General features: G+C 70.0%; 24 protein-coding genes and 1 pseudogene. 15 read left to right on the forward strand and 10 right to left on the reverse strand.

Annotated features, from left to right (window positions below):
* Positions 1–102: 102 nt before the first annotated feature.
* Positions 103–1,140 carry an LLM class F420-dependent oxidoreductase gene (locus tag QYS60_RS24585; protein ID WP_289377270.1) on the reverse strand — a complete coding sequence of 346 codons (1,038 nt, stop codon included), beginning with the start codon at positions 1,138–1,140 and terminating at the stop codon, positions 103–105.
* 90 nt (positions 1,141–1,230) lie between these two features.
* Between QYS60_RS24585 and QYS60_RS24590 the strand changes: the two genes are divergently transcribed.
* Genes QYS60_RS24590 through QYS60_RS24615 form a run of 6 tightly spaced genes read left to right on the forward strand, consistent with a single transcriptional unit; the run spans position 1,231 to position 6,386 of the window.
* The gene (locus tag QYS60_RS24590) at positions 1,231–2,208 is read left to right on the forward strand and encodes a Zn-ribbon domain-containing OB-fold protein (protein ID WP_371384540.1); all 978 of its coding nucleotides are present in this window, start codon (positions 1,231–1,233) and stop codon (positions 2,206–2,208) included.
* A 16-nt stretch (positions 2,209–2,224) separates the two neighbouring features.
* On the forward strand, positions 2,225–3,286 hold the full coding sequence (locus tag QYS60_RS24595; protein WP_371384541.1) for a thiolase domain-containing protein: 1,062 nt from the start codon (positions 2,225–2,227) through the stop codon (positions 3,284–3,286).
* Positions 3,286–4,461: a thiolase domain-containing protein gene (locus QYS60_RS24600; RefSeq protein WP_003939578.1), complete on the forward strand. Its 1,176-nt coding sequence runs from the start codon at positions 3,286–3,288 to the stop codon at positions 4,459–4,461. The genes QYS60_RS24595 and QYS60_RS24600 overlap by 1 nt, the downstream gene beginning before the upstream one ends.
* Positions 4,462–4,473: 12 nt before the next feature.
* Positions 4,474–5,352 carry a TIGR03619 family F420-dependent LLM class oxidoreductase gene (locus tag QYS60_RS24605; RefSeq protein ID WP_371384548.1) on the forward strand — a complete coding sequence of 293 codons (879 nt, stop codon included), beginning with the start codon at positions 4,474–4,476 and terminating at the stop codon, positions 5,350–5,352.
* Positions 5,349–5,777: a nuclear transport factor 2 family protein gene (locus QYS60_RS24610; protein WP_371384542.1), complete on the forward strand. Its 429-nt coding sequence runs from the start codon at positions 5,349–5,351 to the stop codon at positions 5,775–5,777. Before QYS60_RS24605 ends, QYS60_RS24610 begins: the two co-directional genes overlap by 4 nt.
* A gap of 9 nt (positions 5,778–5,786) precedes the next feature.
* Positions 5,787–6,386 carry a nucleotidyltransferase family protein gene (locus tag QYS60_RS24615; protein WP_289377262.1) on the forward strand — a complete coding sequence of 200 codons (600 nt, stop codon included), beginning with the start codon at positions 5,787–5,789 and terminating at the stop codon, positions 6,384–6,386.
* Here the strand turns inward: QYS60_RS24615 and QYS60_RS24620 are convergent.
* From QYS60_RS24620 to QYS60_RS24630, 3 genes are all read right to left on the reverse strand, one after another.
* Positions 6,367–7,803: an MFS transporter gene (locus QYS60_RS24620; protein ID WP_081005103.1), complete on the reverse strand. Its 1,437-nt coding sequence runs from the start codon at positions 7,801–7,803 to the stop codon at positions 6,367–6,369. The genes QYS60_RS24615 and QYS60_RS24620 overlap by 20 nt on opposite strands.
* A 97-nt stretch (positions 7,804–7,900) precedes the next feature.
* Positions 7,901–9,502: an FAD-binding protein gene (locus QYS60_RS24625; protein ID WP_371384543.1), complete on the reverse strand. Its 1,602-nt coding sequence runs from the start codon at positions 9,500–9,502 to the stop codon at positions 7,901–7,903.
* A gap of 321 nt (positions 9,503–9,823) precedes the next feature.
* A complete protein-coding gene (locus QYS60_RS24630; protein ID WP_054371623.1) occupies positions 9,824–11,077 on the reverse strand; it encodes a cytochrome P450 in 1,254 nt (417 codons plus the stop codon).
* A 182-nt stretch (positions 11,078–11,259) separates the two neighbouring features.
* Here QYS60_RS24630 and QYS60_RS24635 point away from each other — a divergent pair, with 182 nt between their 5' ends.
* From QYS60_RS24635 to QYS60_RS24645, 3 genes are all read left to right on the forward strand, one after another.
* Positions 11,260–12,423 (forward strand): steroid 3-ketoacyl-CoA thiolase, encoded by a 1,164-nt coding sequence (locus tag QYS60_RS24635; protein WP_054371624.1) that lies wholly within the window; start codon positions 11,260–11,262, stop codon positions 12,421–12,423.
* 1 nt (position 12,424) lies between these two features.
* A complete protein-coding gene (locus tag QYS60_RS24640) occupies positions 12,425–12,898 on the forward strand; it encodes a nitroreductase family deazaflavin-dependent oxidoreductase (protein ID WP_289377255.1) in 474 nt (157 codons plus the stop codon).
* Between the two features lie 79 nt (positions 12,899–12,977).
* Entirely contained in the window at positions 12,978–13,637 is a 660-nt protein-coding gene (locus QYS60_RS24645) for a GNAT family N-acetyltransferase (protein ID WP_289377254.1), read from the forward strand.
* 58 nt (positions 13,638–13,695) lie between these two features.
* Here QYS60_RS24645 and QYS60_RS24650 read toward each other — a convergent pair whose 3' ends face one another.
* Positions 13,696–14,610, reverse strand: coding sequence for an SDR family oxidoreductase (locus QYS60_RS24650; RefSeq protein ID WP_289377253.1), 915 nt, complete (start codon positions 14,608–14,610; stop codon positions 13,696–13,698).
* A 150-nt stretch (positions 14,611–14,760) separates the two neighbouring features.
* Between QYS60_RS24650 and echA20 the strand changes: the two genes are divergently transcribed.
* Genes echA20 through QYS60_RS24670 form a run of 4 tightly spaced genes read left to right on the forward strand, consistent with a single transcriptional unit; the run spans position 14,761 to position 18,272 of the window.
* A complete protein-coding gene (gene echA20 / locus QYS60_RS24655) occupies positions 14,761–15,522 on the forward strand; it encodes a (7aS)-7a-methyl-1,5-dioxo-2,3,5,6,7,7a-hexahydro-1H-indene-carboxyl-CoA hydrolase (RefSeq protein ID WP_371384544.1) in 762 nt (253 codons plus the stop codon).
* 19 nt (positions 15,523–15,541) lie between these two features.
* Positions 15,542–16,423 (forward strand): cholesterol ring-cleaving hydrolase subunit IpdA, encoded by an 882-nt coding sequence (gene ipdA, locus QYS60_RS24660; RefSeq protein WP_371384545.1) that lies wholly within the window; start codon positions 15,542–15,544, stop codon positions 16,421–16,423.
* A complete protein-coding gene (gene ipdB / locus QYS60_RS24665; protein ID WP_054371630.1) occupies positions 16,420–17,196 on the forward strand; it encodes a cholesterol ring-cleaving hydrolase subunit IpdB in 777 nt (258 codons plus the stop codon). The genes ipdA and ipdB overlap by 4 nt, the downstream gene beginning before the upstream one ends.
* Positions 17,193–18,272, forward strand: coding sequence for an NAD(P)H-dependent flavin oxidoreductase (locus QYS60_RS24670; RefSeq protein WP_371384546.1), 1,080 nt, complete (start codon positions 17,193–17,195; stop codon positions 18,270–18,272). Before ipdB ends, QYS60_RS24670 begins: the two co-directional genes overlap by 4 nt.
* A gap of 91 nt (positions 18,273–18,363) precedes the next feature.
* On the opposite strand, the gene QYS60_RS24675 is transcribed toward QYS60_RS24670, so the two are convergent.
* Positions 18,364–18,633 carry a DUF2277 domain-containing protein gene (locus tag QYS60_RS24675; RefSeq protein ID WP_003935852.1) on the reverse strand — a complete coding sequence of 90 codons (270 nt, stop codon included), beginning with the start codon at positions 18,631–18,633 and terminating at the stop codon, positions 18,364–18,366.
* 23 nt (positions 18,634–18,656) lie between these two features.
* Positions 18,657–19,241, reverse strand: a complete 585-nt coding sequence (locus tag QYS60_RS24680) for a TetR/AcrR family transcriptional regulator (RefSeq protein WP_003935853.1) — start codon at positions 19,239–19,241, stop codon at positions 18,657–18,659.
* A gap of 88 nt (positions 19,242–19,329) precedes the next feature.
* Between QYS60_RS24680 and QYS60_RS24685 the strand changes: the two genes are divergently transcribed.
* Both QYS60_RS24685 and QYS60_RS24690 read left to right on the forward strand, forming a co-directional pair.
* Positions 19,330–20,727, forward strand: coding sequence for a cytochrome P450 (locus QYS60_RS24685; RefSeq protein WP_371384547.1), 1,398 nt, complete (start codon positions 19,330–19,332; stop codon positions 20,725–20,727).
* Positions 20,728–20,789: 62 nt separating this feature from the next.
* A complete protein-coding gene (locus QYS60_RS24690; RefSeq protein WP_289377240.1) occupies positions 20,790–21,194 on the forward strand; it encodes a hypothetical protein in 405 nt (134 codons plus the stop codon).
* 66 nt (positions 21,195–21,260) lie between these two features.
* Here QYS60_RS24690 and QYS60_RS24695 read toward each other — a convergent pair whose 3' ends face one another.
* From QYS60_RS24695 to QYS60_RS24705, 3 genes and pseudogenes are all read right to left on the reverse strand, one after another.
* Positions 21,261–22,409, reverse strand: a complete 1,149-nt coding sequence (locus QYS60_RS24695; RefSeq protein ID WP_289377238.1) for an acetyl-CoA C-acetyltransferase — start codon at positions 22,407–22,409, stop codon at positions 21,261–21,263.
* 33 nt (positions 22,410–22,442) lie between these two features.
* Positions 22,443–23,045 (reverse strand): TetR/AcrR family transcriptional regulator, encoded by a 603-nt coding sequence (locus QYS60_RS24700; RefSeq protein ID WP_003935857.1) that lies wholly within the window; start codon positions 23,043–23,045, stop codon positions 22,443–22,445.
* Positions 23,046–23,111: 66 nt separating this feature from the next.
* Positions 23,112–23,254, reverse strand: a pseudogene (locus QYS60_RS24705) (short chain dehydrogenase); the annotation flags it as partial.

Below are 23,254 nucleotides of genomic sequence, written 5' to 3' on the forward strand. Positions count from 1 at the left end.
ACCCCACGAGCCCTTGACGGAACATAGGAGCATCATCGGGTCGATCACATCGAACCGGTGTGACATTCGGTCACGCAGCAACAGCGGGAGGGGCGCCGGAGATCACCGCAGGACGACGTCCGCCAGGGAACGCACGTGCTCGGCGTCGTGGCAGCTCACCAGCAGCATCGTCACGCCCGCGTCGGACCAGCGTTTCACCCCGGCGCGGACCTCGTCGCGGTCGCCGACGATCATCGTCTCGGTGACCATCTCGTCGGGGATCGCGGCGGCGGCCTCGTCCTTGCGGCCGGCGCGGAACAACCTGGTCACCTCGTCGACGACGTCGCCGTAGCCCATCCGCCGGTACACCTGGGCGTGAAAGTTCAGTTCGGGGGTGCCCATGCCTCCGACGTACAGGGCGGTGACGGGTTTGAGGCCCGCGACGGTCCCCGCCCGGTCGTCGGTGACGACGACCTGACAGGTCGCGGCGATCTCGAAGTCCGCGCGGGTGCGCCGGGCGCCGGGACGGGAGAAACCCTCGTCGAGCCACTCGTCGTACATCGGGGCCAGGCGCGGCGAGTAGTAGATGGCCAGCCATCCGTCGGCGATCTCGGCGCTCAGCGCGACGTTCTTCGGTCCCTCGGCGCCGATCCAGATGGGGATGTCGTCGCGCAGCGGGTGCGTGATCGGCTTGAGCGGCTTGCCGAGTCCGGTGGTACCGGGGCCGTCGTACGGCAGCGGGTAGTGCGGGCCCGGGTTGGTCACCGGCTCGCGGCGGGCCAGCACCTTGCGCACCACCGAGACGTACTCGCGGGTGCGGGCCAGCGGCTTGGCGAACGGCTCGCCGTACCATCCCTCGACGACCTGCGGGCCCGACACGCCGAGGCCCAGGATGTGCCGGCCACCGCTGAGATGGTCGAGGGTGAGGGCGTGCATGGCGCAGCTGGTGGGGGTACGAGCGGAGATCTGCACGACGGACGTGCCGAGCCGCACCCGCTGCGTGCCCGAGCCCCACCAGGCGAGCGGGGTGAACGCGTCCGAGCCCCACGACTCGGCGGCGAAGACCGCATCGAAGCCCTCCGCCTCGGCGGCCGCGACGAGTTCTCCGGCGTTCGCGGGCGGCTGGGCCCCCCAGTAGCCGAGCTGCAGACCCAGTTTCATTGCACACCATTCCTTTCGGGGTGGACCGAAGGCACCGCTGCTCGGACAGTACCCTTGCCACCGTCTCTAGAACCTGTTCTACTCGAAGTTGTGAGCCTGGGAAAGAGCGCGACCGCGGAGAAACCGCTGAGCGCACCACTGAACCTGAAGTTCGACTACACCCGATCCACGGGTCCGACCGTCGGCGCGTTCGTCACCGGTCTGCGTGACGGACGAATCCTCGGCGCCCGCGGTTCGGACGGACGAGTCCTCGTGCCGCCCCCGGAGTTCGACGCGGTCACCCACGAACCGCTCACCGACTTCGTCGAGGTCGGGCAGAGCGGCACGGTACGCAGCTGGACCTGGAATCCGGAACCGTTGCCGGGCCAGCCGTTCGACCGTCCCTTCGCATGGGCGCTGATCCAACTGGACGGGGCCGACACGACACTGCTGCACGCCGTCGACGTCCCCGACTCGGCCGCCATGCACACCGGCATGCGGGTGCGGGTGCGCTGGGCCGACGACCGCGTCGGTCACATCCGCGACATCGCCGGATTCGAACCCGGCGAGGCCGGCACCGTGACGGTGCGGACGGAGGACTCCGGTGAACCGGTGACGATGATGATCACCCCGCTGGACCTGCACTACACGCACAGCGCCTCGTCCGAGGAGTCCTACTACCTGCGAGGGCTGGCCGAGGGCAGACTGATCGGCGGGCGCACCGGCCCCGGCGGCAAGGTCTACATCCCGCCGCGCGGCGCGAACCCCACCGACGGCATCCCCACCCGCGAGCAGGTCGAGGTGTCCGACAAGGGCATCGTGACCACGTTCTGCATCGTCAACGTGCCGTTCCTCGGGCAGCAGATCGCGCCGCCCTACGTCGCGGCCTACGTGCTGCTCGACGGTGCCGACATCCCGTTCCTGCACCTGATCCTCGAGTGCGACGCATCCGAGGTGCGCATGGGCATGCGGGTGGAGGCGAAGTGGCGGCCGCGCGAGGAGTGGGGCTACACGCTGCGCAACATCGAGTACTTCCGGCCGACCGGCGAACCGGACGCCGACTACGAAACCTTCGAACACCACCTGTAAGGGAGCCGCGCCCACCATGACAGACATCGCAGTCGTCGGCTTCGCGCAGGCACCTCACGTGCGCGAGACCACCGGCACCACCAACGGCGTCGAGATGCTCGTCCCGTGCTTCCGGGAGCTCTACGACAAGCTGGGGATCACCAAGTCCGACATCGGTTTCTGGTGCTCGGGGTCGTCGGACTACCTGGCCGGCCGGGCGTTCTCGTTCATCTCGGCGGTGGACGCGATCGGCGCGGTGCCGCCGATCAACGAGTCCCACGTCGAGATGGACGCTGCCTGGGCCCTGTACGAGGCGTGGGTCAAGCTGATCACCGGGGAGGTCGACACCGCGCTCGTGTACGGCTTCGGCAAGTCCTCGGCGGGCACGCTGCGCCAGGTCCTCGGCGTGCAGCTCGACCCGTACCTCGTCGCACCGCTCGGCCTCGACTCCGTCTCGCTCGCCGGGCTGCAGGCCCGGTTCGGACTCGACGCCGGCAAGTGGACGGAAGAAGCCATGGCGGAGGTCGCCGTACGCGCACGGGCCGCCGCCAAGGACAATCCGAACGCCCAGATCAGCGGCGACGTCACGGTCGAGGAACTGCTCGGCCGGCCCTACGTCGCCGACCCGTTGCGGAGACACGACTGCGCCCCGGTCACCGACGGCGCCGCAGCCGTCGTGCTCGCTGCCGGTGACCGGGCCCGCGAGTTGTGCGACAACCCGGCGTGGATCACCGGCATCGAGCACCGCATCGACACCCCGAACTTCGGCTCGCGGGACCTCACGCAGGCGCCGTCCGCCGCCGCGGCCGCCGCGGCGGTGACCGGCGGGGACACCGCCTTCGACGTCGCGGAGCTGCACGCCCCGTTCACGCATCAGGAGCTGATCCTGCGCGAGGCGTTCGGCCTCTCGGGCGCGACGGCGGTCAACCCGACCGGCGGTCCGCTCACCGGCAACCCCATGTTCTCCGGCGGACTCGAACGCATCGGCTGTGCCGCGCAGGCGATCATGGACGGCCGCGCCGGACGTGCGCTCGCACACGCGACGAGCGGGGCTGTGCTGCAACAGAATCTGGTAGCCGTTCTGGAGGGACGCAACTGATGGGCAAGCAACTCGCCGCTGTCCTCGGCACGGGACAGACCCACTACGTCGCCAAACGGCACGACGTGTCCATGTCCGGTCTCGTCCGCGAGGCGATCGACCGGGCGCTCGCGGACGCGGACGTGGGCTGGGACGACATCGACGCCGTCGTCATCGGCAAGGCCCCGGACCTGTTCGAGGGCGTGATGATGCCCGAGCTGGGCATGGTCGACGCGATCGGCGCCACCGGCAAGCCCATGCTCCGGGTCCACACCGCCGGGTCCGTCGGCGGGTCCACCGCCAACGTCGCCGCCAGCCTCGTCCAGGCCGGCGTGCACCGACGGGTGCTGGCCGTGGCGTGGGAGAAACAGTCCGAATCGAACGCCATGTGGGCGCTGTCCACCCCGGTGCCGTTCACCATGCCGGTCGGTGCGGGCGCCGGCGGCTACTTCGCCCCGCACGTGCGCTCCTACATCCGGCGTTCCGGCGCCCCCGAACACATCGGCGCGATGGTAGCCGTCAAGGACCGGCTGAACGGCGCGAAGAACCCCTACGCGCACCTCAAGCAGCCGGACATCACGCTCGAGTCGGTGCAGGCGTCGCAGATGCTGTGGGATCCCATCCGCTACGACGAGACCTGCCCCTCGTCGGACGGTGCGTGCGCCGTGGTGATCGGCGACGAGGACTCGGCCGCGGCGGTCGAGGCGCAGGGCCGGGGCGTCGCGTGGATCCACGCCACCGCGATGCGAACCGAGCCGACCACGTACGCCGGCCGCGACCAGGTCAACCCCGAGGCGGGCCGGATGGCCGCGGCGGCGCTGTGGCGGGCCGCGGGCATCACCGATCCGCTCACCGAGATCGACTGCGCCGAGATCTACGTCCCCTTCTCGTGGTTCGAACCGATGTGGCTCGAGAACCTCGGCTTCGCCCCCGAACGTTCCGGCTGGAAGCTCACCGAGTCCGGGGAAACGGCCCTCGGTGGTCAGCTGCCGGTCAACATGTCCGGCGGTGTGCTGTCGTCCAACCCGATCGGGGCGTCCGGCATGATCCGGTTCGCCGAGGCGGCGATGCAGGTGATGCACCGTGCCGGCGAACATCAGGTCGACGGTGCGCGCAAGGCGCTCGGGCACGCGTACGGAGGCGGCTCGCAGTACTTCTCGATGTGGGTCGTCGGCTCGGACCGACCGGAACGATAGGCACGGACCGTGGTGGACTTCACCGTCGGCGTCGCGATGACGCCGCTCGACCAGCTCGCGGGCCTGGCCCGCACCGCCGAGGAGTGCGGGTTCGCCTCGATCGCGCTGCCCGACTCCCTGTTCTACACGGAGAAGCAGAGCGTCGACTACCCGTACACCCCCGACGGGTCACGGATGTGGACCGAGGACACGCCGTGGGTGGATCCGTTGATCGCCGCGGCCGCGATGGGGGCGGTCACGTCGACCCTCCGGTTCTACACCCAGGTCCTCAAGCTCGGCTCCCGCAACCCGGTGCTGCTGGCCCGCCAGGTCGGCTCGGTGGCCAATCTGACCGGGAACCGTTTCGGCTTCGGCGTGGGAATCGGCTGGGCCCCGGAGGAATTCGAGTGGTGCGGCGTCCCGTACGCGCGGCGTGGCAAGCGGGTCGACGAGATGATCGAGGTCATCAGGCTCATCCTCGGCGGCGGCATGGTCGAACACCACGGCGAGTTCTTCGACTTCGACCGCCTGCAGATGAGCCCCGCCCCCAGCGCACCGGTGCCGTTCTACATCGGCGGCCACACCGACGTCGCGCTGCGCCGCGCGGCCCGGATCGGCGACGGCTGGACCTCGGCGATGATCCGCTTCGACGACCTCGTCGACGTGATCGCGCGCCTGCGCGAACTGCGCGCCGGATACGGCCGCGCCGACGAGCCGTTCGAGATCCAGGCCGTGTGCGTCGACAAGTTCGGCGGCGCGGGGTACGCCGAACTCGAGGACGCCGGGGTCACCGACATCATCGTGGTGCCGTGGATCTTCGACGGGCACGGCTTCGACAGTCCCCTCGAGGCGAAGCAGGAGTCCCTGCGCAGCTTCGCCGACAAGTACATCCATCGAAGGGAGCAGGCATGAGCGACGAACACCCGGCGCGGGTGGCCGCGCGGGCGTCCCAGGCCGCGGCCGCCGGCAAGCGCAAGGACGAGTGGCTGGCACTGTTCGCCGAGGACGGGATCGTCGAGGACCCAGTCGGTCCGTCCGGCTTCGACCCGGAGGGCAAGGGGCACCACGGCCGGGAGGCGATCTCGCGCTTCTACGACATGACCATCGCGAACACCGACCGGCTCGAATTCCTCGTCGACGACGTGCTGGTGTGCGGCGACGAATGCGTCAACATCGGCACCATCCGCACCACCCTCGGCGGCAACGTGATCGACGCCGAGGGCGTGTTCGTCTACCGCGTGGACGACGACGGCCGGATCGCGTCGCTGCGCGCCTTCTGGGAAGTCGAACGGGCCATGAAGACGGTTCGCCCCGCAGCCGAGGCAGCACGCGGCTAGGGTCCGGCCATGACCGTCGCCGGGATCGTCCTCGCCGCGGGGGGCGGCACGCGACTGGGCGGACGCGCAAAAGCGCTGCTCCCCCACCGCGGCCGCCCCCTGCTGCACACCGTGGTGGCCGCGCTCACCGCCGGGGGCTGCGACGAGATCACGGTCGTCGCCGGCGCCTACGCCGACGACGTCGTCGCCGCGTGTCCGCCGGGCGTCCGCACCGTCGTCAATCCGCGCTGGGCCGAGGGGATGTCGACGTCGCTGCGGTGCGGCGTGGACGCCGCGACGGGCCACGAGGTGATCGCCCTGACCGTCGTCGACTTTCCCGGCATCACCGCCGAACTCGTCCGGACCGTGCTGGCCGCGCACCGCCCCGGCACGATCACCCTGCCGACGTTCGGCGACCGCCCCGGCCATCCCGTGGTGTTCGACCGGCCTGATGCCGAGGTGGCGGCCCGGGAGGCCGTCGGCGACGAGGGCGCCCGGCGATTCCTCGCCGGCCACCGCGACCGGGTGCGCCGGCTCGACTGCACAGGCCTGGCGGATCCGGGAGACGTCGACGTGCCCGGCGATCTGGCGCTGCTGGAGGGGCAGGGCGTCACGCGCGGCGATACCTGATCGCCGCGCCCAGCACGATCGTCACGGCGCAGGACAGCACCAGCATCGTGCAGACGGCCCCGAGTGCGGCGACCGTCGGCGTGGCCGTCCCCGGCACCACCAGGGACGCGAGCAGGAGGGACGCCACCGAGGTGCCCACGGCCGACGCGGCGGTGCGCAGCACGGTCTGGCTGCCGGCCATCTCGCTCGTGTTGTGTTCCGGGACGGACTCGACGAGCAGATTCGGCAGCGCGGTGTACGCGAACGCCGTCGCCACCGAGACGGCCACGACCAGCAGCGTCATCCCGATCACCGAGGCCCGGAAGAAGAAGAATCCGGCGCACGCCACGAGGAAGACCGCACTGCCGAGCAGCAGCGACGACCGTGCCCCCACCGCGGCGGCGATCCGGCCGGCGACGGGCGTGAACGCCATGCCGATCATCGCGCCGACGAACGACAGCGTTCCGGCGTAGGTGGGTGAGAGTCCCAGGCCGAACGGCGCGGAGGTGGGGCTCTGCATGATGATCGGGATGATCATCGTCCCGACCCCGATCGGCCCGACGCCGAGGGCCACCCCGGCGAGCATCGTCAGCGCGACGTTGCGTTCGGCGAGCAGGCGCAGGTTCACGATCGGGGACGGCCGGCCGAGCTCCCACCACACCCACCAGGCGAAGATCGCCGCACCGACGACGATCGGTGCGAGGACGCGGCCGTCGCTCCAGCCCCAGGCGCGGCTCTGGGTCAACCCGAACAGGACGGCGGCCACGGCCGTCGCCAGGCCGGTCGCGCCCACGACGTCGATCGGCTGCCGATGGTGGCTGCGACGCCGCCACGGCAGTACGGCCTCGACCAGGAACAGGCAGACGAGGGCGTAGGCCGCGGCGACGACGAAGATGTACCGCCAGTCGCCGAGGTCGATGAGAATGCCGGCGACAAGCAGGGAGGCGGCCCCGGCCGCGACGGCGGACCCGGAGATCAGTGCAACGGCCATCGGGACGCGTTCCGCGGGCAGATGCTCACGGGCGAGCCCGATGCACAGCGGCAGGATCGCGCCCGCCACCCCCTGGATCGCCCGGCCGGCGATGATGGCCTCGAGGGTCCCGAACGCCATGCTGACGACGGAGCCGGTGGCGGCGCAGGCCAGCACGAACATCAGCACCCGTTCGCGGCCGTACATGTCGCCGAGCCGGCCGCACACCGCCGCCGAGGCCGCCGCCACCAGCAGGAACGCCGTCACGGTCCATCCGACCGCGGAGGCGTCCGCCTCGAAGACCCGGGCGAACGTCGGCAGCGCCGCGTACATCATCGACGTCTCGAATGCGCTGATGACCTCGACGGCGATGAGAATGGCCACCACCGCCCACACGGGTCGGGTCCGCTCGTAGCGGCGTTCGGCACGGGTCGAGGGTGTCCGTTCGGGTGCGAACGATGTACTCATGAAAACTCCTACGGTTCGTCGATGTGAACCGTACGGACGGAGTGCTCCGAGTGTGACGCAGGACCCACTGAGCGGGACCGGACGAGTGGCGGCGTTCCTACGCTCCGGCCATGTGCCGGACCGCCAGGTGGGCGAACAGCGCGCTGGTGCCGATCGGGTTGCCGCCGCCGGGGTAGACGGTGCCGCTCGGGGCGGCCATCGTGTTGCCCGCCGCGTACAGCCCGGCGATGGGCGTCCCGGCGCCGTCGAGCACGCGGCCGACGGTGTCGGTGCGCAGGCCGCCCTTGGTGCCGAGGTCCGAGATGCCGAACTGCGCGGCGTGGAACGGGCCCTTCTCGATCGGGACCAGTGCCGAGCCGCCGCCGGTGAACGCCACGTCGTAGGGCTCGTCCCCGCGGCCGAAGTCCTCGTCGACGCCGGTGGCGGCGAGGCGGTTGAACCGCGCGACGGTCGCTTCGAGCGCCTCGGCCGGCACTCCGATCTGCCCGGCGAGTTCGGCGAGCGTGTCGGCGGTCTTCCACAGTCCCGCCGCCTCGTACTTCTCGGTCTCCACGAGCGGGACGTTCGTCGCCGCGATCGGCGGCACGACGCCGCCCCGGTCGTCGTAGATCATCCAGAACGGCAGCGTCATCTCGCCCTTGTCCATCCGGGCGATGATGTCGCGGCCGAGCCGGTCGTAGGGCGCGTACTCGTTGGTGAAGCGGTTGCCGTCCTGGTCGACGAAGATGCCGCCGGTGAAGCACAACGCGAAGGCCGAGCGCCCGTCGGGGTGGGTCAGCCCCGGCGACCACCACGCCTCGCTCATCAGGTCGACGTCGGCGCCGATCGCGATGGCCGCCTGGTGCGCCTTGCCGAGGTTGGACCACGGCCCCATCGAATCGCGGGCCGCGCCGGGGACGCCGTACTGCGCGCGCATCTCGTCGTTGTGGTCGAATCCGCCGGCGGCGAGCACGACGCCCTTGCGGGCCCGCACCGCCCGCCGCTGGTCGCCGTGGGAGACGATCGCGCCGACCACGGCGCCGTCCTCGACGACGAGTTCCTCGAGCGCGGTGTTCCGGTGCAACTGCACGTTCGGGTACTTGCGCATGGCGAGCAGGAACCGGCCGATGAGGGCACGTCCGCCGATCAGCTTGTCCGGCAACGGATCCCCGTTGCGCTCGCGACCCAGCGGCCCACGGACGGATTCGTTGAGTTCCGGGTCGTCGACGACGGACCGCGGGGTCGGTGCGATGTGGCGACCCTTCGCGCTGGCCTTGGGAGCCTTGCCGAAGTAGTCCGGCCACGGGTAGGCGGTGAACTCGATGTCCTCGTCGGCCTCGAGGTAGTCGATCAGGGGTGCGCCGCCGCGGACGTAGGCGTCCTGCAGATCGCGGGGGGTGCGGTCGCCGACGACCGAGTGGTAGTAGGTCAGGGCGTCGTCGATGGTGTCGTCGTCGCCGGCCCGGCGCAGCACGGCGTTGGTGGGGAACCAGACCCCACCGCCGCCGGAGTAGGCGGTCGTGCCGCCGAAGTACTCGGAGGCCTCGACCAGGACGACCGACAGTCCCTCACGGGCGGCGGTGTAGGCGCCGCAGCAGCCTCCCGCCCCGGATCCCACGACGAGGACGTCGCATTCCTCTGCCCAATCCACCATGCTCGAAGCCTTTCGCCGATTCCGTTCCGGGGAGCACGTGACACTATTTCCGCAACCGCGGCACACGGGAGAAGGCGTCTCACTGGGTGGAACACCAGACCCGGGCCTGCTGCACGCGAGATCGCCGCGGTTCGGCCCGCCCGGTCCCGGTCAGCAGGACCGGAAGCTACCGGGCCCCGGCGGGCCGAATACCGTGGCCGGGCACCCCGCCCTCACCCCCAATTTCGGCGGGGTGCACCCACGTCGTCGGTTTCTGCGGTACTCCCCTTCCGTCCGCCGTCCCTCCGCGCGCCGATCCGGGAACCGCCGGGATCCGAAGGACGACCGGCGCCTGCGGAAGGCACGGCGACGCGGAAGGATTCCGATCTCCCGCGCCGTCGCATCCGGTCAGTGCTCGACGGGGCAGCCGCCCTCCGTCCTGTAGTCCACCCGGAACTCCTTGAGTCCGTTGAGCCAGCCGGACCGCAACCGGCGCGGGTCGGCGACCTTGGTGATGTCGGGCATGTAGTCGGCGATCGCGTTGAAGACGAGGTCGATCTCCATCCGCGCCAGGTTGGCGCCGAGGCAGTAGTGCGCACCGGTTCCGCCGAAGGCGAGGTGCGGGTTGGGATCTCGCAGGATGTCGAACGTCCGGGGGTTGTCGAACACCTCCTCGTCGTTGTTCGCCGACGCGTACAGCATCACGACGCGGTCACCCTTGTGGATCGTCTGCCCGCCGAGTTCGGTGTCCTCGAGGGCGGTGCGCTGGAACGAGATGACCGGCGTGGCCCAGCGGATGATCTCGTCGGCCGCGGTCTTCGGCCGGTCCCGCTTGAAGATCTCCCACTGCTCGGGATTGTCGAGGAATGCCGCCATGCCGTGCGTGATCGCGTTGCGGGTGGTCTCGTTGCCGGCGACGGCGAGCACGATGAAGAAGAAGCCGAACTCCTCGGGTGAGAGCTCGTCCCCGTCGATGTCCGCCTCGATCAGCGTGGTGACGATGTCGTCGGCCGGACACTCCTTGCGCGCGGCAGCCATCTGGTACGCGTAGCCGAGGACCTCCATCGACGCGGCCGCGGGGTCGGCGGTGTTGTCCGGGTCGTCGTATCCGGTCATCTGATTCGACCACTCGAAGATCTTGTCCCGGTCCTCCTGCGGGACGCCGATCAGTTCGGCGATGGCCTGCAGGGGCAGTTCCGCGGCGACCTGGGTGACGAAGTCGCCCCGGCCGGCCTGGCACGCGTCCTCGACGATCTTCTTCGCGCGGGCGTTCAGCTCGGCCCGGAGGCCGTTGATGGCGCGGGGGGTGAAGCCGCGGGCGACGAGTTTGCGCAGCTTGGTGTGCTCGGGGGCGTCCTTGTTGAGCAGGACGTGCCGCTGCAGTTCGATGGCCTCGCGCGGGATGTCGTCGTTGAATCGCGGGATCGCGGTGTTCTCCCAGTTGGAGAACACGTCGCTGCGGCGGGAGACCTCACGGACCTCCTCGTGCCGCGACACGACCCAGAATCCCTCGTCGTGGAACCCGCCGACGTCCGGGGATTTCTTGTTCCACCAGACGGGGGCGGTCCTACGCAGCTCGGCGAACTCCTCGAACGGCATCCGCTCGGCGTAGAGATCCGGATCGGTGAAGTCGATGTCTTCGGGGATGTTGGGCTGCGCCACTGAATTCTCTCCTACCCTGACGAGTGCACCGGGTCGTGATGTGGAACACGTTCTAAAAGCATTCAAGCACAGGGCGGCCCGGAGGCCAAGGAATCGCCAAGTCCCGATCATTCGGACCACGTCTTGTCCGCCACGAAAACCTGTTCTACTTTGCGAGGACAAGGATCAGAAAGGAGCCCACCGTGGGCACACCAGTCATCGTCGAGGCGGCACGCACCCCGATCGGCAAGCGCGGCGGCTGGCTCGCCGGCCTGCATGCCGCCGAGATCCTCGGGGCCGCCCAGAGCGGACTGCTCGAACGCGCGGGCCTCGATCCCACCCTCGTCGAACAGGTGATCGGCGGGTGCGTCACGCAGGCCGGCGCGCAGTCCAACAACATCACCCGCACCGCGTGGCTGCACGCCGGACTGCCGTGGCAGGTCGGCGCGACCACGGTCGACTGCCAGTGCGGGTCGGCTCAGCAGGCCAACCATCTGATCGCGGGGCTCATCGCCACCGGCGCCATCGACGTCGGCATCGCCTGCGGTATCGAGGCCATGTCCCAGGTTCCGCTCGGCGCGAACGTCGGCGAACTCGCCGGCCCACGCCGTCCCGAGTCGTGGAACATCGACATGCCCAACCAGTTCGAGGCGGCCGAGCGCATCGCCCGCCGGCGCGGCATCACCCGCGAGGACGTCGACGCCCTCGGCGTCCGGTCGCAGGCACTGGCCAAGCAGGCCTGGGACGAGGGCCGCTTCGACCGCGAGGTACTGCCCGTCGTCGCGCCCGTCGTCGACAAGGCGGGCGCCCTCACCGGCGAGAAGCAGACCGTCGCCCGCGACCAGGGTCTGCGTGAGACGACCGCGGAGTCGCTCGCGAAGCTGAAGCCGGTCCTCGACGGCGGCGTCCACACCGCCGGTACCTCGTCGCAGATCTCCGACGGCGCAGCCGCGGTGCTGCTCATGGATTCCGACCGCGCCGCCGCGCTGGGCCTGAAGCCGCGGGCCCGGATCGTCTCGCAGGCCCTCGTCGGCGCCGAACCCGAATTCCATCTCGACGGTCCGGTGCAGGCGACGAGCCGCGTCCTCGACAAGTCCGGGATGACGATCGGCGACCTGGACCTGTTCGAGGTCAACGAGGCGTTCGCGTCGGTGCTGCTGTCGTGGGCCCGGGTGCACGAGCCCGACATGGACAAGGTCAACGTGAACGGTGGCGCGATCGCGCTGGGTCACCCCGTCGGCTCCACCGGCTCGCGGCTGATCACCACCGCCCTGCACGAGCTCGAGCGCCGCGACGGGTCGACCGCGCTGATCACCATGTGCGCCGGCGGCGCGCTGGCGACCGGCACGATCATCGAGCGGATCTGACATGAGCCCAGCCGCCGCGCCGAAGGGCCTCGATTCGAAGTGGACCGTGCCGATCATCAAGTGGATGTCGCGCGCCAACGTGGCGGCCTACCAGGCCACCGGAGGCCGGATCGGTGGAAAGTGGCGGGTGGGCAGCGCTTTCCCGTGGGGCATCCCCGTCTGCCTGGTCACGACGACGGGCCGGAAGACGGGGCAGCCACGGACCGTTCCCCTGCTGTTCCTCGAGGACGGTGAGCGGGTGGTGCTCGTCGCCTCCCAGGGCGGCCTGCCCCAGCACCCGCTGTGGTTCCGCAACATCCGCGCCGATCCGCGGGTGACCGTGCAGGTGCGCTCGCGGGTGCGGCAGATGACGGCGCGGGTGGCGACGCCCGAGGAACGGTCGCACTACTGGCCGCGGCTGGTGGCGATGTACGCGGATTTCGACAATTATCAGTCCTGGACGGATCGGGTCATCCCGGTGGTGGTGTGCGAGTGATCTTCGCGGGAGCCGGCACGGCCGGGCACGAACCAACGGGGTGCCCGGTCGAGCTGCTCTCGAGAAGGGATGTCACCCGATGACAACCGCCGACCACGACCGGGTACTCGACAAGCGGGAGATCGCCGCGGCACTGCTGCGCGCGCTCGAACGCCGGCACGAGGTCCTCGATGCCATCGTCGAGAGCAACGACCGAGCCGAGGCCGTCACGACCGTCGCACGGCTGCTCGACACGAACGAGTCCTGCGCCGAGGCGGTGCTCAACCTTCCGTTCCGGCGGCTGACCAAGGCGGAGCGGAAGAAGATCCGGGAGGAACTCGACGACCTCGACGCGGTGCTGAAGTGGACGGCCGCCGAGCGTCCGTACGCCACCGGTGCCCACTTCCGGCTGCGTCAGTTCAGCAACAGCGATCGAGACCGCGAGCTGTTCCGCGCGCGGTGCGAAGAGCAGCTCGGCGACGCCGGCGAGGACCGGGTCGAGCAGGAACGCGCCGCCGGCCTGTCGCGCATCGACGACGAGTCCGCGGTGTGGCTGGTCGCCGAGGACCTGTCCGGCACCGAACCCAAGCCGGTCGGTTTCGCGTTCGGCGAGTTGCAGGGCCACGAGGTCGACGTCGCGATCTGGGTCCACCCGGAGCTGCGCAAGCAGGGCTACGGCACCGCGACCCTCAAGCACGCCCGCACCGAGCTGGCCGCGTACTTCCCCGGCACCACCATCATCGTCCGTTCGCCCGCATAGTCGCCCCCACCCGTGCGCGCTTTCGGTAGCGGACGCTACCGAAAGCGCGCACGACTGATCAGGCCCCGTAGACCGGGGTCGGGGGCTCGCTGCGCGCGATCAGCTTCTCCACGACCGGACCGAGTTCCTTCGGATCCCAGCGCTCGCCCTTGTCGATCGCCTCGCCGTGCCGCCAGCCGTCGGCGACGGAGACCTTGCCGCCCTCGACCTCGAACACCCGGCCGGTGACCTCCTTCGACTCGGCGCTGCCGAGCCACACCACCAGCGGTGAGACGTTCTCCGGGGCCATCGCGTCGAAGCCCTCCTCGGGGGCGGCCATCGACTCGGCCATCGCGCCGCCCGCGCCCACGGTCATGCGGGTCCGCGCGGCCGGCGCGATCGCGTTGACGGTGACGCCGTAGCGCGCGAACTCCGCGGCGGCCTGGATCGTGAGAGCGGCGATCCCGGCCTTGGCGGCGGCGTAGTTGCCCTGGCCGATGCTGCCCATCAGGCCGGCGCCCGAGCTGGTGTTGACGATGCGGGCGTCGACCGGGTTGCCGGCCTTCGCCTCCCCGCGCCAGTACGCCATCGCGTGCCGCATCGGGGCGAAGTGGCCCTTGAGGTGCACCCGGATCACCGCATCCCACTCCTCCTCGCTCATGTTGGCGAGCATGCGATCCCGCAGGAATCCGGCGTTGTTGACCAGGACGTCGAGCCGCCCGAAGGCGTCCAGGGCCGTCTGCACCAGGTTCTGCGCGCCGGCCCAGTCGGCGACGTCGTCACCGTTGACGACGGCCTCGCCGCCGGCCGCGCGGATTTCCGCGACGACCTGCTCCGCGGGGCTCTCCCCCGTCGCGGAACCGTCCGCGCCGGCCCCGATGTCGTTGACCACGACCTTCGCGCCTTCGGCCGCGAAGGCCAGCGCGTGGGCCCGCCCGATGCCGCGCCCCGCGCCGGTGACGATCACGACGCGCCCGTTGACCAGTCCGCTCACTATGTCTTCTCCTCGAATAGATGTCGTTGCCGGGGAATCCGGGCGACACGCTCGCCCCGCCTCCACGATTCCGCTCCCTGGGGTCTTCGCCCCGCATGTGCTAACTTACCAAGCAATCGCTTGGTTCGGTACAGACGTTAGGAACCTGCCATGGGCATCACCTCGACCACCGACGGCGCGGGCATCACCACGGTCACCGTCGACTACCCGCCTGTGAACGCCATCCCCTCCCAGGGGTGGTTCGAACTGGCCGACGCGGTCCTGGCCGCAGGCAAGGATCCGGCCACGCACGTGGTGATCCTGCGTGCGGAGGGCCGCGGCTTCAACGCCGGCGTCGACATCAAGGAGATGCAGGCCACCGACGGGCACGACGCCCTCATCGGCGCCAACCGCGGCTGCGCCGCCGCCTTCGCCGCCGTCTACGACTGCGCCGTGCCCGTCGTGGTCGCCGTGAACGGGTTCTGCGTCGGCGGCGGCGTCGGCCTCGTCGGCAACGCCGACGTCATCGTCGCCTCCGACGACGCCGTCTTCGGCCTGCCCGAGGTGGACCGCGGCGCGCTCGGCGCCGCCACCCACCTCGCCCGGCTCGTGCCGCAGCACATGATGCGAACCCTCTACTACACGGCGCAGAACGTCACCGCCCAGCAGCTCGAGCACTTCGGTTCCGTCTACAAGGTGGTCCCGCGCGCCGACCTCGACGCCACCGCCCGCGAGATCGCCGGGAAGATCGCGGCGAAGGACACCCGCGTCATCAGGTGCGCCAAGGAAGCCATCAACGGCATCGATCCGGTGGACGTGAAGGAAAGCTACCGATTCGAGCAGGGTTTCACCTTCGAACTCAACCTCGCCGGCATCGCGGACGAGCACCGGGACGAGTTCGTCGCCACCGGCAAACCGCGCGCCAACCACTGATCAGGAGACATGAAACACCATGCGTGACAAGAGGATGTCGCTCGACGACGTGGTCGGCGAGCTGCGCAGCGGCATGACGATCGGCATCGGCGGCTGGGGGTCGCGGCGCAAGCCGATGGCGCTCGTCCGCGCGATCCTGCGCTCGGATGTGAAGGACCTGACGGTCGTGACCTACGGAGGCCCGGACCTGGGACTGCTGTGCTCGGCCGGAAAGGTGAAGAAGGCGTACTACGGGTTCGTCTCCCTCGACTCGGCCCCGTTCTACGACCCGTGGTTCGCCAAGGCCCGCACCAACGGCGAGATCGTCGCGCGGGAGATGGACGAGGGCATGGTCAAGTGCGGCCTCGAGGCGGCCGCCGCCCGGCTGCCGTTCCTGCCGATCCGCGCCGGCCTGGGCTCGGCCGTCGTCGACTTCTGGGAGGGCGAGCTGCAGACCGTCACCTCGCCGTACCCCCACGAGTCGGGCGAGGCCGAGACGCTGATCGCGATGCCGGCGCTGAATCTCGATGCGTCCCTGGTGCATCTGAACCTCGGCGATGCGCACGGCAACGCCGCCTACACCGGCGTCGACCCCTACTTCGACGACCTGTACTGCCTGGCTGCCGAGAAGCGGTACGTCTCGGTCGAACGCATCGTCGAGACCGAGGAACTCGTCAAGTCCGTCCCCCTGCAGTCCCTCGTCCTCAACCGCATGATGGTCGACGGGGTCGTCGAGGCACCGAACGGCGCCCACTTCACCCTTGCCGGCGACAGCTACGGTCGCGACGAGAAGTTCCAGCGCCACTACGCCGAATCGGCGAAGGACCCGCAGGCGTGGCAGGCATTCGTCGACCGCTTCCTCTCGGGCAGCGAAGAGGACTACCAGGCCGCAGTGCAGGCCTTCAGCGAGGAGCAGGCATGACCGAGACGACCACCCCGCAGACCTCCGGCACGGTGACCCGCGCCGAGTACTGCGCCATCGCATGCGCCGAGATCTTCGCCGGCGCCGGCGAGATCATGGCCAGCCCCATGGCGACACTGCCGCTCATCGGTGCGCGCCTCGCGCGGCTGACCACCGAACCGGATCTGCTCATCACCGACGGCGAGGCCCTGATCCTGGCCGACACCCCCGCCGTCGGCGCGAAGGGCCCGATCGAGGGCTGGATGCCGTTCCGCAAGGTGTTCGACGTCGTCGCCTCCGGCCGCCGCCACGTCGTGATGGGCGCCAACCAGATCGACCGGCACGGCAACCAGAACCTGTCGGCGTTCGGGCCGCTGCAGCACCCGACCCGGCAGATGTTCGGTGTGCGCGGCGCCCCCGGCAACACGATCAACCACGCGACGAGCTACTGGGTCGGCAAGCACAATTCGCGGGTGTTCTGCGACCGGGTCGACATCGTCTCCGGTGTCGGCTACGACCAGGTCGATCCGGCCAACCCGGCGTTCCGGTTCCTGCACCTGCACCGGGTCGTCACCAATCTGGGCTCGTTCGACTTCGGCGGCCCCGGCCACACGTTCCGGGCGCTGACCCTGCACCCGGGTGTCACCGCCGAGCAGGTCGCCGAGAACACCTCCTTCGAGGTGGCCGGCCTCGACGAGGCCACAGTCACCCGGGAGCCCACCGCCGAGGAACTGCGCCTGATCCGCGAGGTCCTCGATCCGCGTGGACTGCGAGACCGGGAGGTGGCGGTATGAGTCCACGCCTGACGACGGCACTGACCGACCTCGTCGGCATCGAGCATCCGATCGTCCAGACCGGCATGGGCTGGGTGTCCGGCCCCCGGCTGACCGCCGCCACCTCCAATGCGGGCGGCCTCGGCATCCTGGCCTCGGCGACGATGACGTACGAGGAACTCGAGGTCGCCGTCGCGAAGACCAAGGCGGCGACGGACAAGCCCTTCGGCGTGAACATCCGAGCCGATGCGTCCGACGCCGCCCAGCGCATCGACCTGCTCATCCGCGAGAACGTCCGGGTCGCCTCCTTCGCGCTCGCGCCCAGGAAGGAACTGATCGCCAAGCTCAAGGACCACGGCGTCGTGGTCATCCCGTCCATCGGCGCCGCGAAGCACGCGGTGAAGGTAGCCTCCTGGGGAGCCGACGCGGTGATCGTGCAGGGCGGCGAGGGCGGCGGGCACACCGGACCGGTGGCCACCACGCTGCTGCTGCCGAGCGTGCTCGACGCCGTCGACATCCCGGTCGTCGCGGCCGGCGGGTTCTTCGACGGCCGAGGCCTGGCAGCGGCGCTCGCCTACGGGGCGGCCGGCGTCGCCATGGGCACCCGGTTCCTGCTCACCAGCGACAGCGCCGTGCCCGATTCGGTGAAGCAGGAGTATCTGAGCCGGGGTCTGCAGGACACGACGGTCTCGGTCAAGGTCGACGGCATGCCGCACCGGGTGCTCAACACCGAACTCGTGGACAGCCTCGAACGTGGCAGCTACGCGAAAGGTCTCGTCGCCGCCGCCAGGAACGCGGCCAAGTTCAAGGCCATGACCGGGATGAAGTGGTCGACGCTCGTGAAGGACGGCATCGCGATGAAGCGGGCGAGCGACCGCACGTGGCAACAGATCATCATGGCGGCCAACACCCCCATGCTGCTCAAGGCCGGGCTCGTCGAGGGCAACACCGAGGCCGGTGTGCTCGCCTCCGGGCAGGTCGTCGGCATGCTCGACGACCTGCCGAGCTGCCAGGAACTGATCGACCGCATCGTCGCCGAGGCCGTCGAGCGGATCGACGCGATGGCCGCGCTGCGCGGTCAGGAGTCGCGCGCATAGACGTACGGAAATCTGCTTGCGCCTTCGGGATTCGCCCCCTCCGCGGACGGCGCGAATTCCCGAAGCGCGAGCAGATCCATCCGCGACCCGGTCAGCCGCGAGCTGCGATCCGCGCCTGCACCTCCGGCCGGCGCAGCGGGGGCACCGTCGGCGGTGGCTGCCGGCGCGGCGGGAGCCGGTCGAGCAGCCGCATGGTGACGGCCGTGACCTCGGCGACGGCCTCCTCGAACGGTTCGCGGGTGGCGTCGGAGAGCTTGTGGACGCCGCTGACCTTGCGCACGTACTGCCGGGCGGCGGCCTCGATCTCCTCGTCGGTCGCTGCCGGCTCGAGCCCGCGCAGCTCCGTGATGTTCCGGCACATGAACCGAGGGTAACGCCGGAACATCAGCCGAGGCGACCGCCGAGCATCCCGCGCAGAGCGTTCAGGCACAGCTCCCGCAGCTGCGCCTCGGTGACGGTGGGGTGATCGTGCCAGTCGACGCACACGCTGCGCACGAGCGCGATCCAGCCCTGCACGGCGACCGCGACGAGTTCGCGTTCGTCGTCGGGCGGGGCGAGGGCGTCGAGGATGCGTTCCTGCTGCACTCCGAGTTCGGTATCGACGATCGCGCGGATACCCGCATCGGCGGAGTCCGCGGCCCGGTTGACCGCCGCGACGCCCTGCCGGTGCGAGGCGACGTAGTCGAGGTAGGCGTCGAGGCCCGCGGTGATCCGCTCGGCGACGGTGAGCCGCGGATCGGGTTCGGTGACGGCGAGCAGCCGGTCCGATTCGCGTTGGACGACCGCCGCCATGAAGTCCCGCTTGGTCGGAAAGTAGTGGTACATCAGGCCGCGTGAGACCCCCGCAAGTTCGGCGACCTCCTCGATCCACACGTCCTCGTAGGCTCGCTCGGCGAACAGGCGCGCGCCGATGTCGAGCAGTTGCGCGCGGCGCTGCTCGGGGTCGAGACGTCGGCGGGGTTGGGCCACGGATCCAATCTAGTTCTTGACAGGTATCCGTCCCGGCGTAGCGTGACTACTGTACGCGGGTTCAATAACTGGGGGTCGGAGCATGGTCATGGCCACGTCGCGAGTGTTCGACACGGAGATTCCACGCCCGCCGAAACGCCTGCCCCTCGCCGGCGACGTCCTGGGCATGTCGCTGAAGACCCCGGTGCAGAACTCGATGGCCACCCACAAAGCCCTCGGCCCGGTGTTCGAACGCACCGCATTCGGCCGCCGCTTCGTGTTCGTCTGCTCCGGCGAACTCACGGCCGAGCTGTCCGACGAGAAGCGCTTCGCCAAGCACCTCGCGCCGGGCGTGGAGGCCCTGCGGGCGATCGGTGGCGACGGGCTGTTCACCGCCTACAACGAGGAACCGAACTGGCGTCGCGCCCACGAGTTGCTGATGCCGGCGTTCACGCAGCAGGCGATGCGCCGGTACCACGCGACGATGCTCGACGTCACTGCCCAGCTCGTCGCGCACTGGGACCGCCGGGCACGCAGCGGCGGCGACGTCGCCGTCGCCGCGGACATGACGAAACTGACGCTGGAAACCATCGGCCGCACCGGGTTCAGCTACTCGTTCGAGCCGTTCGAACGCGAAGAGCGGCATCCGTTCGTCGAGGCGATGGTCGGCGGACTGTCGTTCTCGCAGCGCAGCATGCTGCGCACCGTTCCCGTCGTCGGGCGCTTCCTCTTCCCCGCCGCCAAGCGACAGTACGACCTCGACCGGGCGCACATGCACGACGTCGTCGACGCGGTGATCCGTAGCAGGAGCGATGCGCCCGGCCCCGCCCCCGACGACCTGCTCGAGCTGATGCTGCGGGCGTCCCGGGAGGGCGATCCGAACAAGCTCGACGCCGTCAACATCCGCAACCAGGTACTCACCTTCCTCGTCGCCGGACACGAAACCACCTCGGGCGCTTTGTCGTTCGCCCTGTACTACCTGATGCGCGACCCGGAGGCCTACACGCGGGCGCGGGCGGAGGTCGAGGAGGTCTGGGGCGACGGCGAGCCGGCCTTCGAACAGATCGCCAAGCTGCGGTACGTCCGTCGGGTGCTCGACGAGGCGCTGCGGCTGTGGCCGACGGCGCCCGCGTACGCACGGGAGGCGAAGGTGGACACCACTCTGGGCGGCCGGTACCGGATGCGCGCCGGCGACTGGGTGCTCGTGCTGCTGCCCGCGGTGCACCGGGACCGCGCGGTGTGGGGCGACGACGCCGACGAGTTCGACCCCGACCGTTTCCTGCCCGAACAGGTCCGGGCCCGGCCCGCGCACGTGTACAAGCCGTTCGGCACCGGAGAACGCGCCTGCATCGGACGGCAATTCGCGCTGCACGAGGCAACCCTCGTGCTGGGAACCCTGTTGCGCCGCTACGACCTGGCGATGGATCCCGGCTACCGGCTGAAGGTCGCCGAGCGACTCACCCTCATGCCGGACGGCATGCACGCCCGGGTGTCCTTCCGGTCCTGAGCCGCCGCCCACTTGTACGCTGTGCCCGACGGGTGGGAGAGCCCGCGCGGGAGGGAGAAACCATGCGATTCGGGTATGCAGGTGCGACGGCGGCGGCGTTGTCCACGATCGTTGCGGCAGTGGTTGTTCCGGCCACGGCACAGGCGACCGCCACCGCCGACGTCGTCGCGGGCCGCGAGCGGGTGAAGGTGACGGTGCACGGCGTGCCCGTCCACCCGGAGAGCTGCCGCGTGGACCCCGACGCGGACGGTGACACCCGCAGTCTGCCCGTCGAGCCGTCCGGATCGATGGTCGCCCACCAGGTGGCGCCCGGGCCCCGGCGGGTGGTCGTCTGGTGCCCGGACGGCGGCGTCGTGCACCAGCAGATCGTCCACGTCCTGCCCGCCGATCCGCTCGCCGATCTCGCGGACCACGTGTTCCGCACCGCCGGGAGCAGCGACCGCGTCACCGACCCGACCCTGCGCTGACGCGCCGGTGTGTCCTTCGGGCTGCCCTGACAGCCCGAAGGACACACCGGCAGCGCAGCCGCCCGGCTACACGCGCTCGATGATCGTCACGTTCGCGGTGCCGCCGCCCTCGCAGATCGTCAGCAGGCCGTACCGGCCCTCGCGGCGCTCGAGCTCGTTGAGCAGCGTCGCCATCAACTTGGTGCCGGTGGCGCCGAGCGGGTGACCCAGCGCGATGGCGCCACCGTTGACGTTGACCTTGGCCGGGTCTGCGCCGATCTCCTTGATCCAGGCCAGCACGACGGGGGCGAAGGCCTCGTTGATCTCGATCAGATCGATGTCGTCGATGCTCAGGCCGGTCTTCGCCAGCGCGTGCTGCGTGGCCGGGATGGGCGCGCTGAGCATGAAGATCGGGTCGTCGCCGCGGGCGCTGAGGTGATGGATCCGTGCACGAGGCTTCAGTCCGTACTTGCGCACGGCCTCGTCGGAGGCGAGCAGTACCGCCGACGCACCGTCGGAGATCTGGCTGGCGACGGCGGCGGTGAGCCTGCCGCCCTCGACGAGCGTCGCGAGGGACGCCATCTTCTCGAGGCTCGTCTCGCGGGGCCCCTCGTCGACGGTGGCGTCGCCGAGCGGGACGATCTCGCCCTCGAAGCGGCCCCCGGCGATGGCCGCCTTGGCCCGCTCGTGGCTCTGCAGCGCCCAGCGTTCGAGGTCCTCACGACTGAGATCCCACTTGTCGGCGATCATCTCGGCACCGCGGAACTGCGAGACCTCCTGGTCGCCGTAACGCTCGGTCCAGCCGGTCGACCCCCCGAACGGGGTGTCGAAGCCGTACTGCTGCCCCACGATCATGGCCGCCGAGATCGGGATCTGCGACATGTTCTGCACGCCGCCGGCGACGATGAGGTCGGCGGTGCCGGACAGGATGGCCTGCGCACCGAAGTGCAGGGCCTGCTGGCTCGACCCGCACTGCCGGTCGACGGTGACGCCGGGGACGTGCTGCGGGTAGCCGGCAGCGAGCCACGCGGTGCGGGCAATGTTGCCGGCCTGGCCGCCGATGGCGTCGACACAGCCGAAGACGACGTCGTCGACGTCGCTCGGGTCGATGCCGGTGCGGTCCACGACCGCCTTGATCACGTGCGCGCCCAGGTCGGCGGGGTGGACGCCGGACAGGCCGCCGTTCTTCTTGCCGATCGGGGTGCGTACCGCATCGACGATGTATACCTCGGTCATGAGGGACTCCTAGTCGGTTCCGGGAAAGTCGGTTCAGGGATTGGCAAGTCCGTCGAGCACGATGGACAGGTACTGCTGGGCCACCTTGTCGGCGGTGAGGGTGCCGCCGGGCCGGTACCAGCGCACGGCCACCCACACGGTGTCGCGCAGGAACCGGAAGACGAGTTCGACGTCGACGTCCGGCCGGAACGTGCCGTCGGCGATGCCGCGCTCGATCACCCCCACCCACAGGTCGCGGAATTCGGTGTTGCGGTCGGAGATGTAGGAGAACCGCTCGTTCTCCACGAGCCGCTTGGCCTCGTCCTGGTAGATCGCGACCGCGGCGTGCGATTTGTCGATCGACTCGTACGACGCGGTGATGAGCGCCTCGAGGGTGGCGCGGGAGTCCGAACCCGAGGCGACGATCTCGCGGTAGCGACCGAACAGGTCGTCGAGAAATCCCCGCAGGATCTCGTCGACCATCGACTCCTTGGAGTCGAAGTGGTGGTAGAGACTGCCCGACAGGATGCCTGCGGCGTCGGCGATGTCGCGCACGGTGGTGGCACGCACCCCGCGCGAGGCGAACAGTTCCGCGGCGATGTCGAGCAGCTCGGCCCGGCGCCCGGACTTGGCGGCATCGTCTCTGGGAGGAGTCATGGAGGCATCCTTTCAGGGCTGCCGTGCGCGGTTCCGGTAGCGGCAGCTACCGGAACCGCGCACGGGTCAGGCCCGCTGCGACGAGATCGAGACGACCTCGCCGGTCAGGTACGTGGTGTAGTCGCTGGCGAGCATGGCGATGGTCGCAGCGATCTCCCAGACCTCCGCGGCCCGCCCGTACGCCTCGTCGGAGGCGAGCCGGTCGAGCA

Source organism: Rhodococcus sp. GXMU-t2271, assembly GCF_041414735.1.
Classification (GTDB): Bacteria; Actinomycetota; Actinomycetes; order Mycobacteriales; family Mycobacteriaceae; genus Rhodococcus; species Rhodococcus indonesiensis.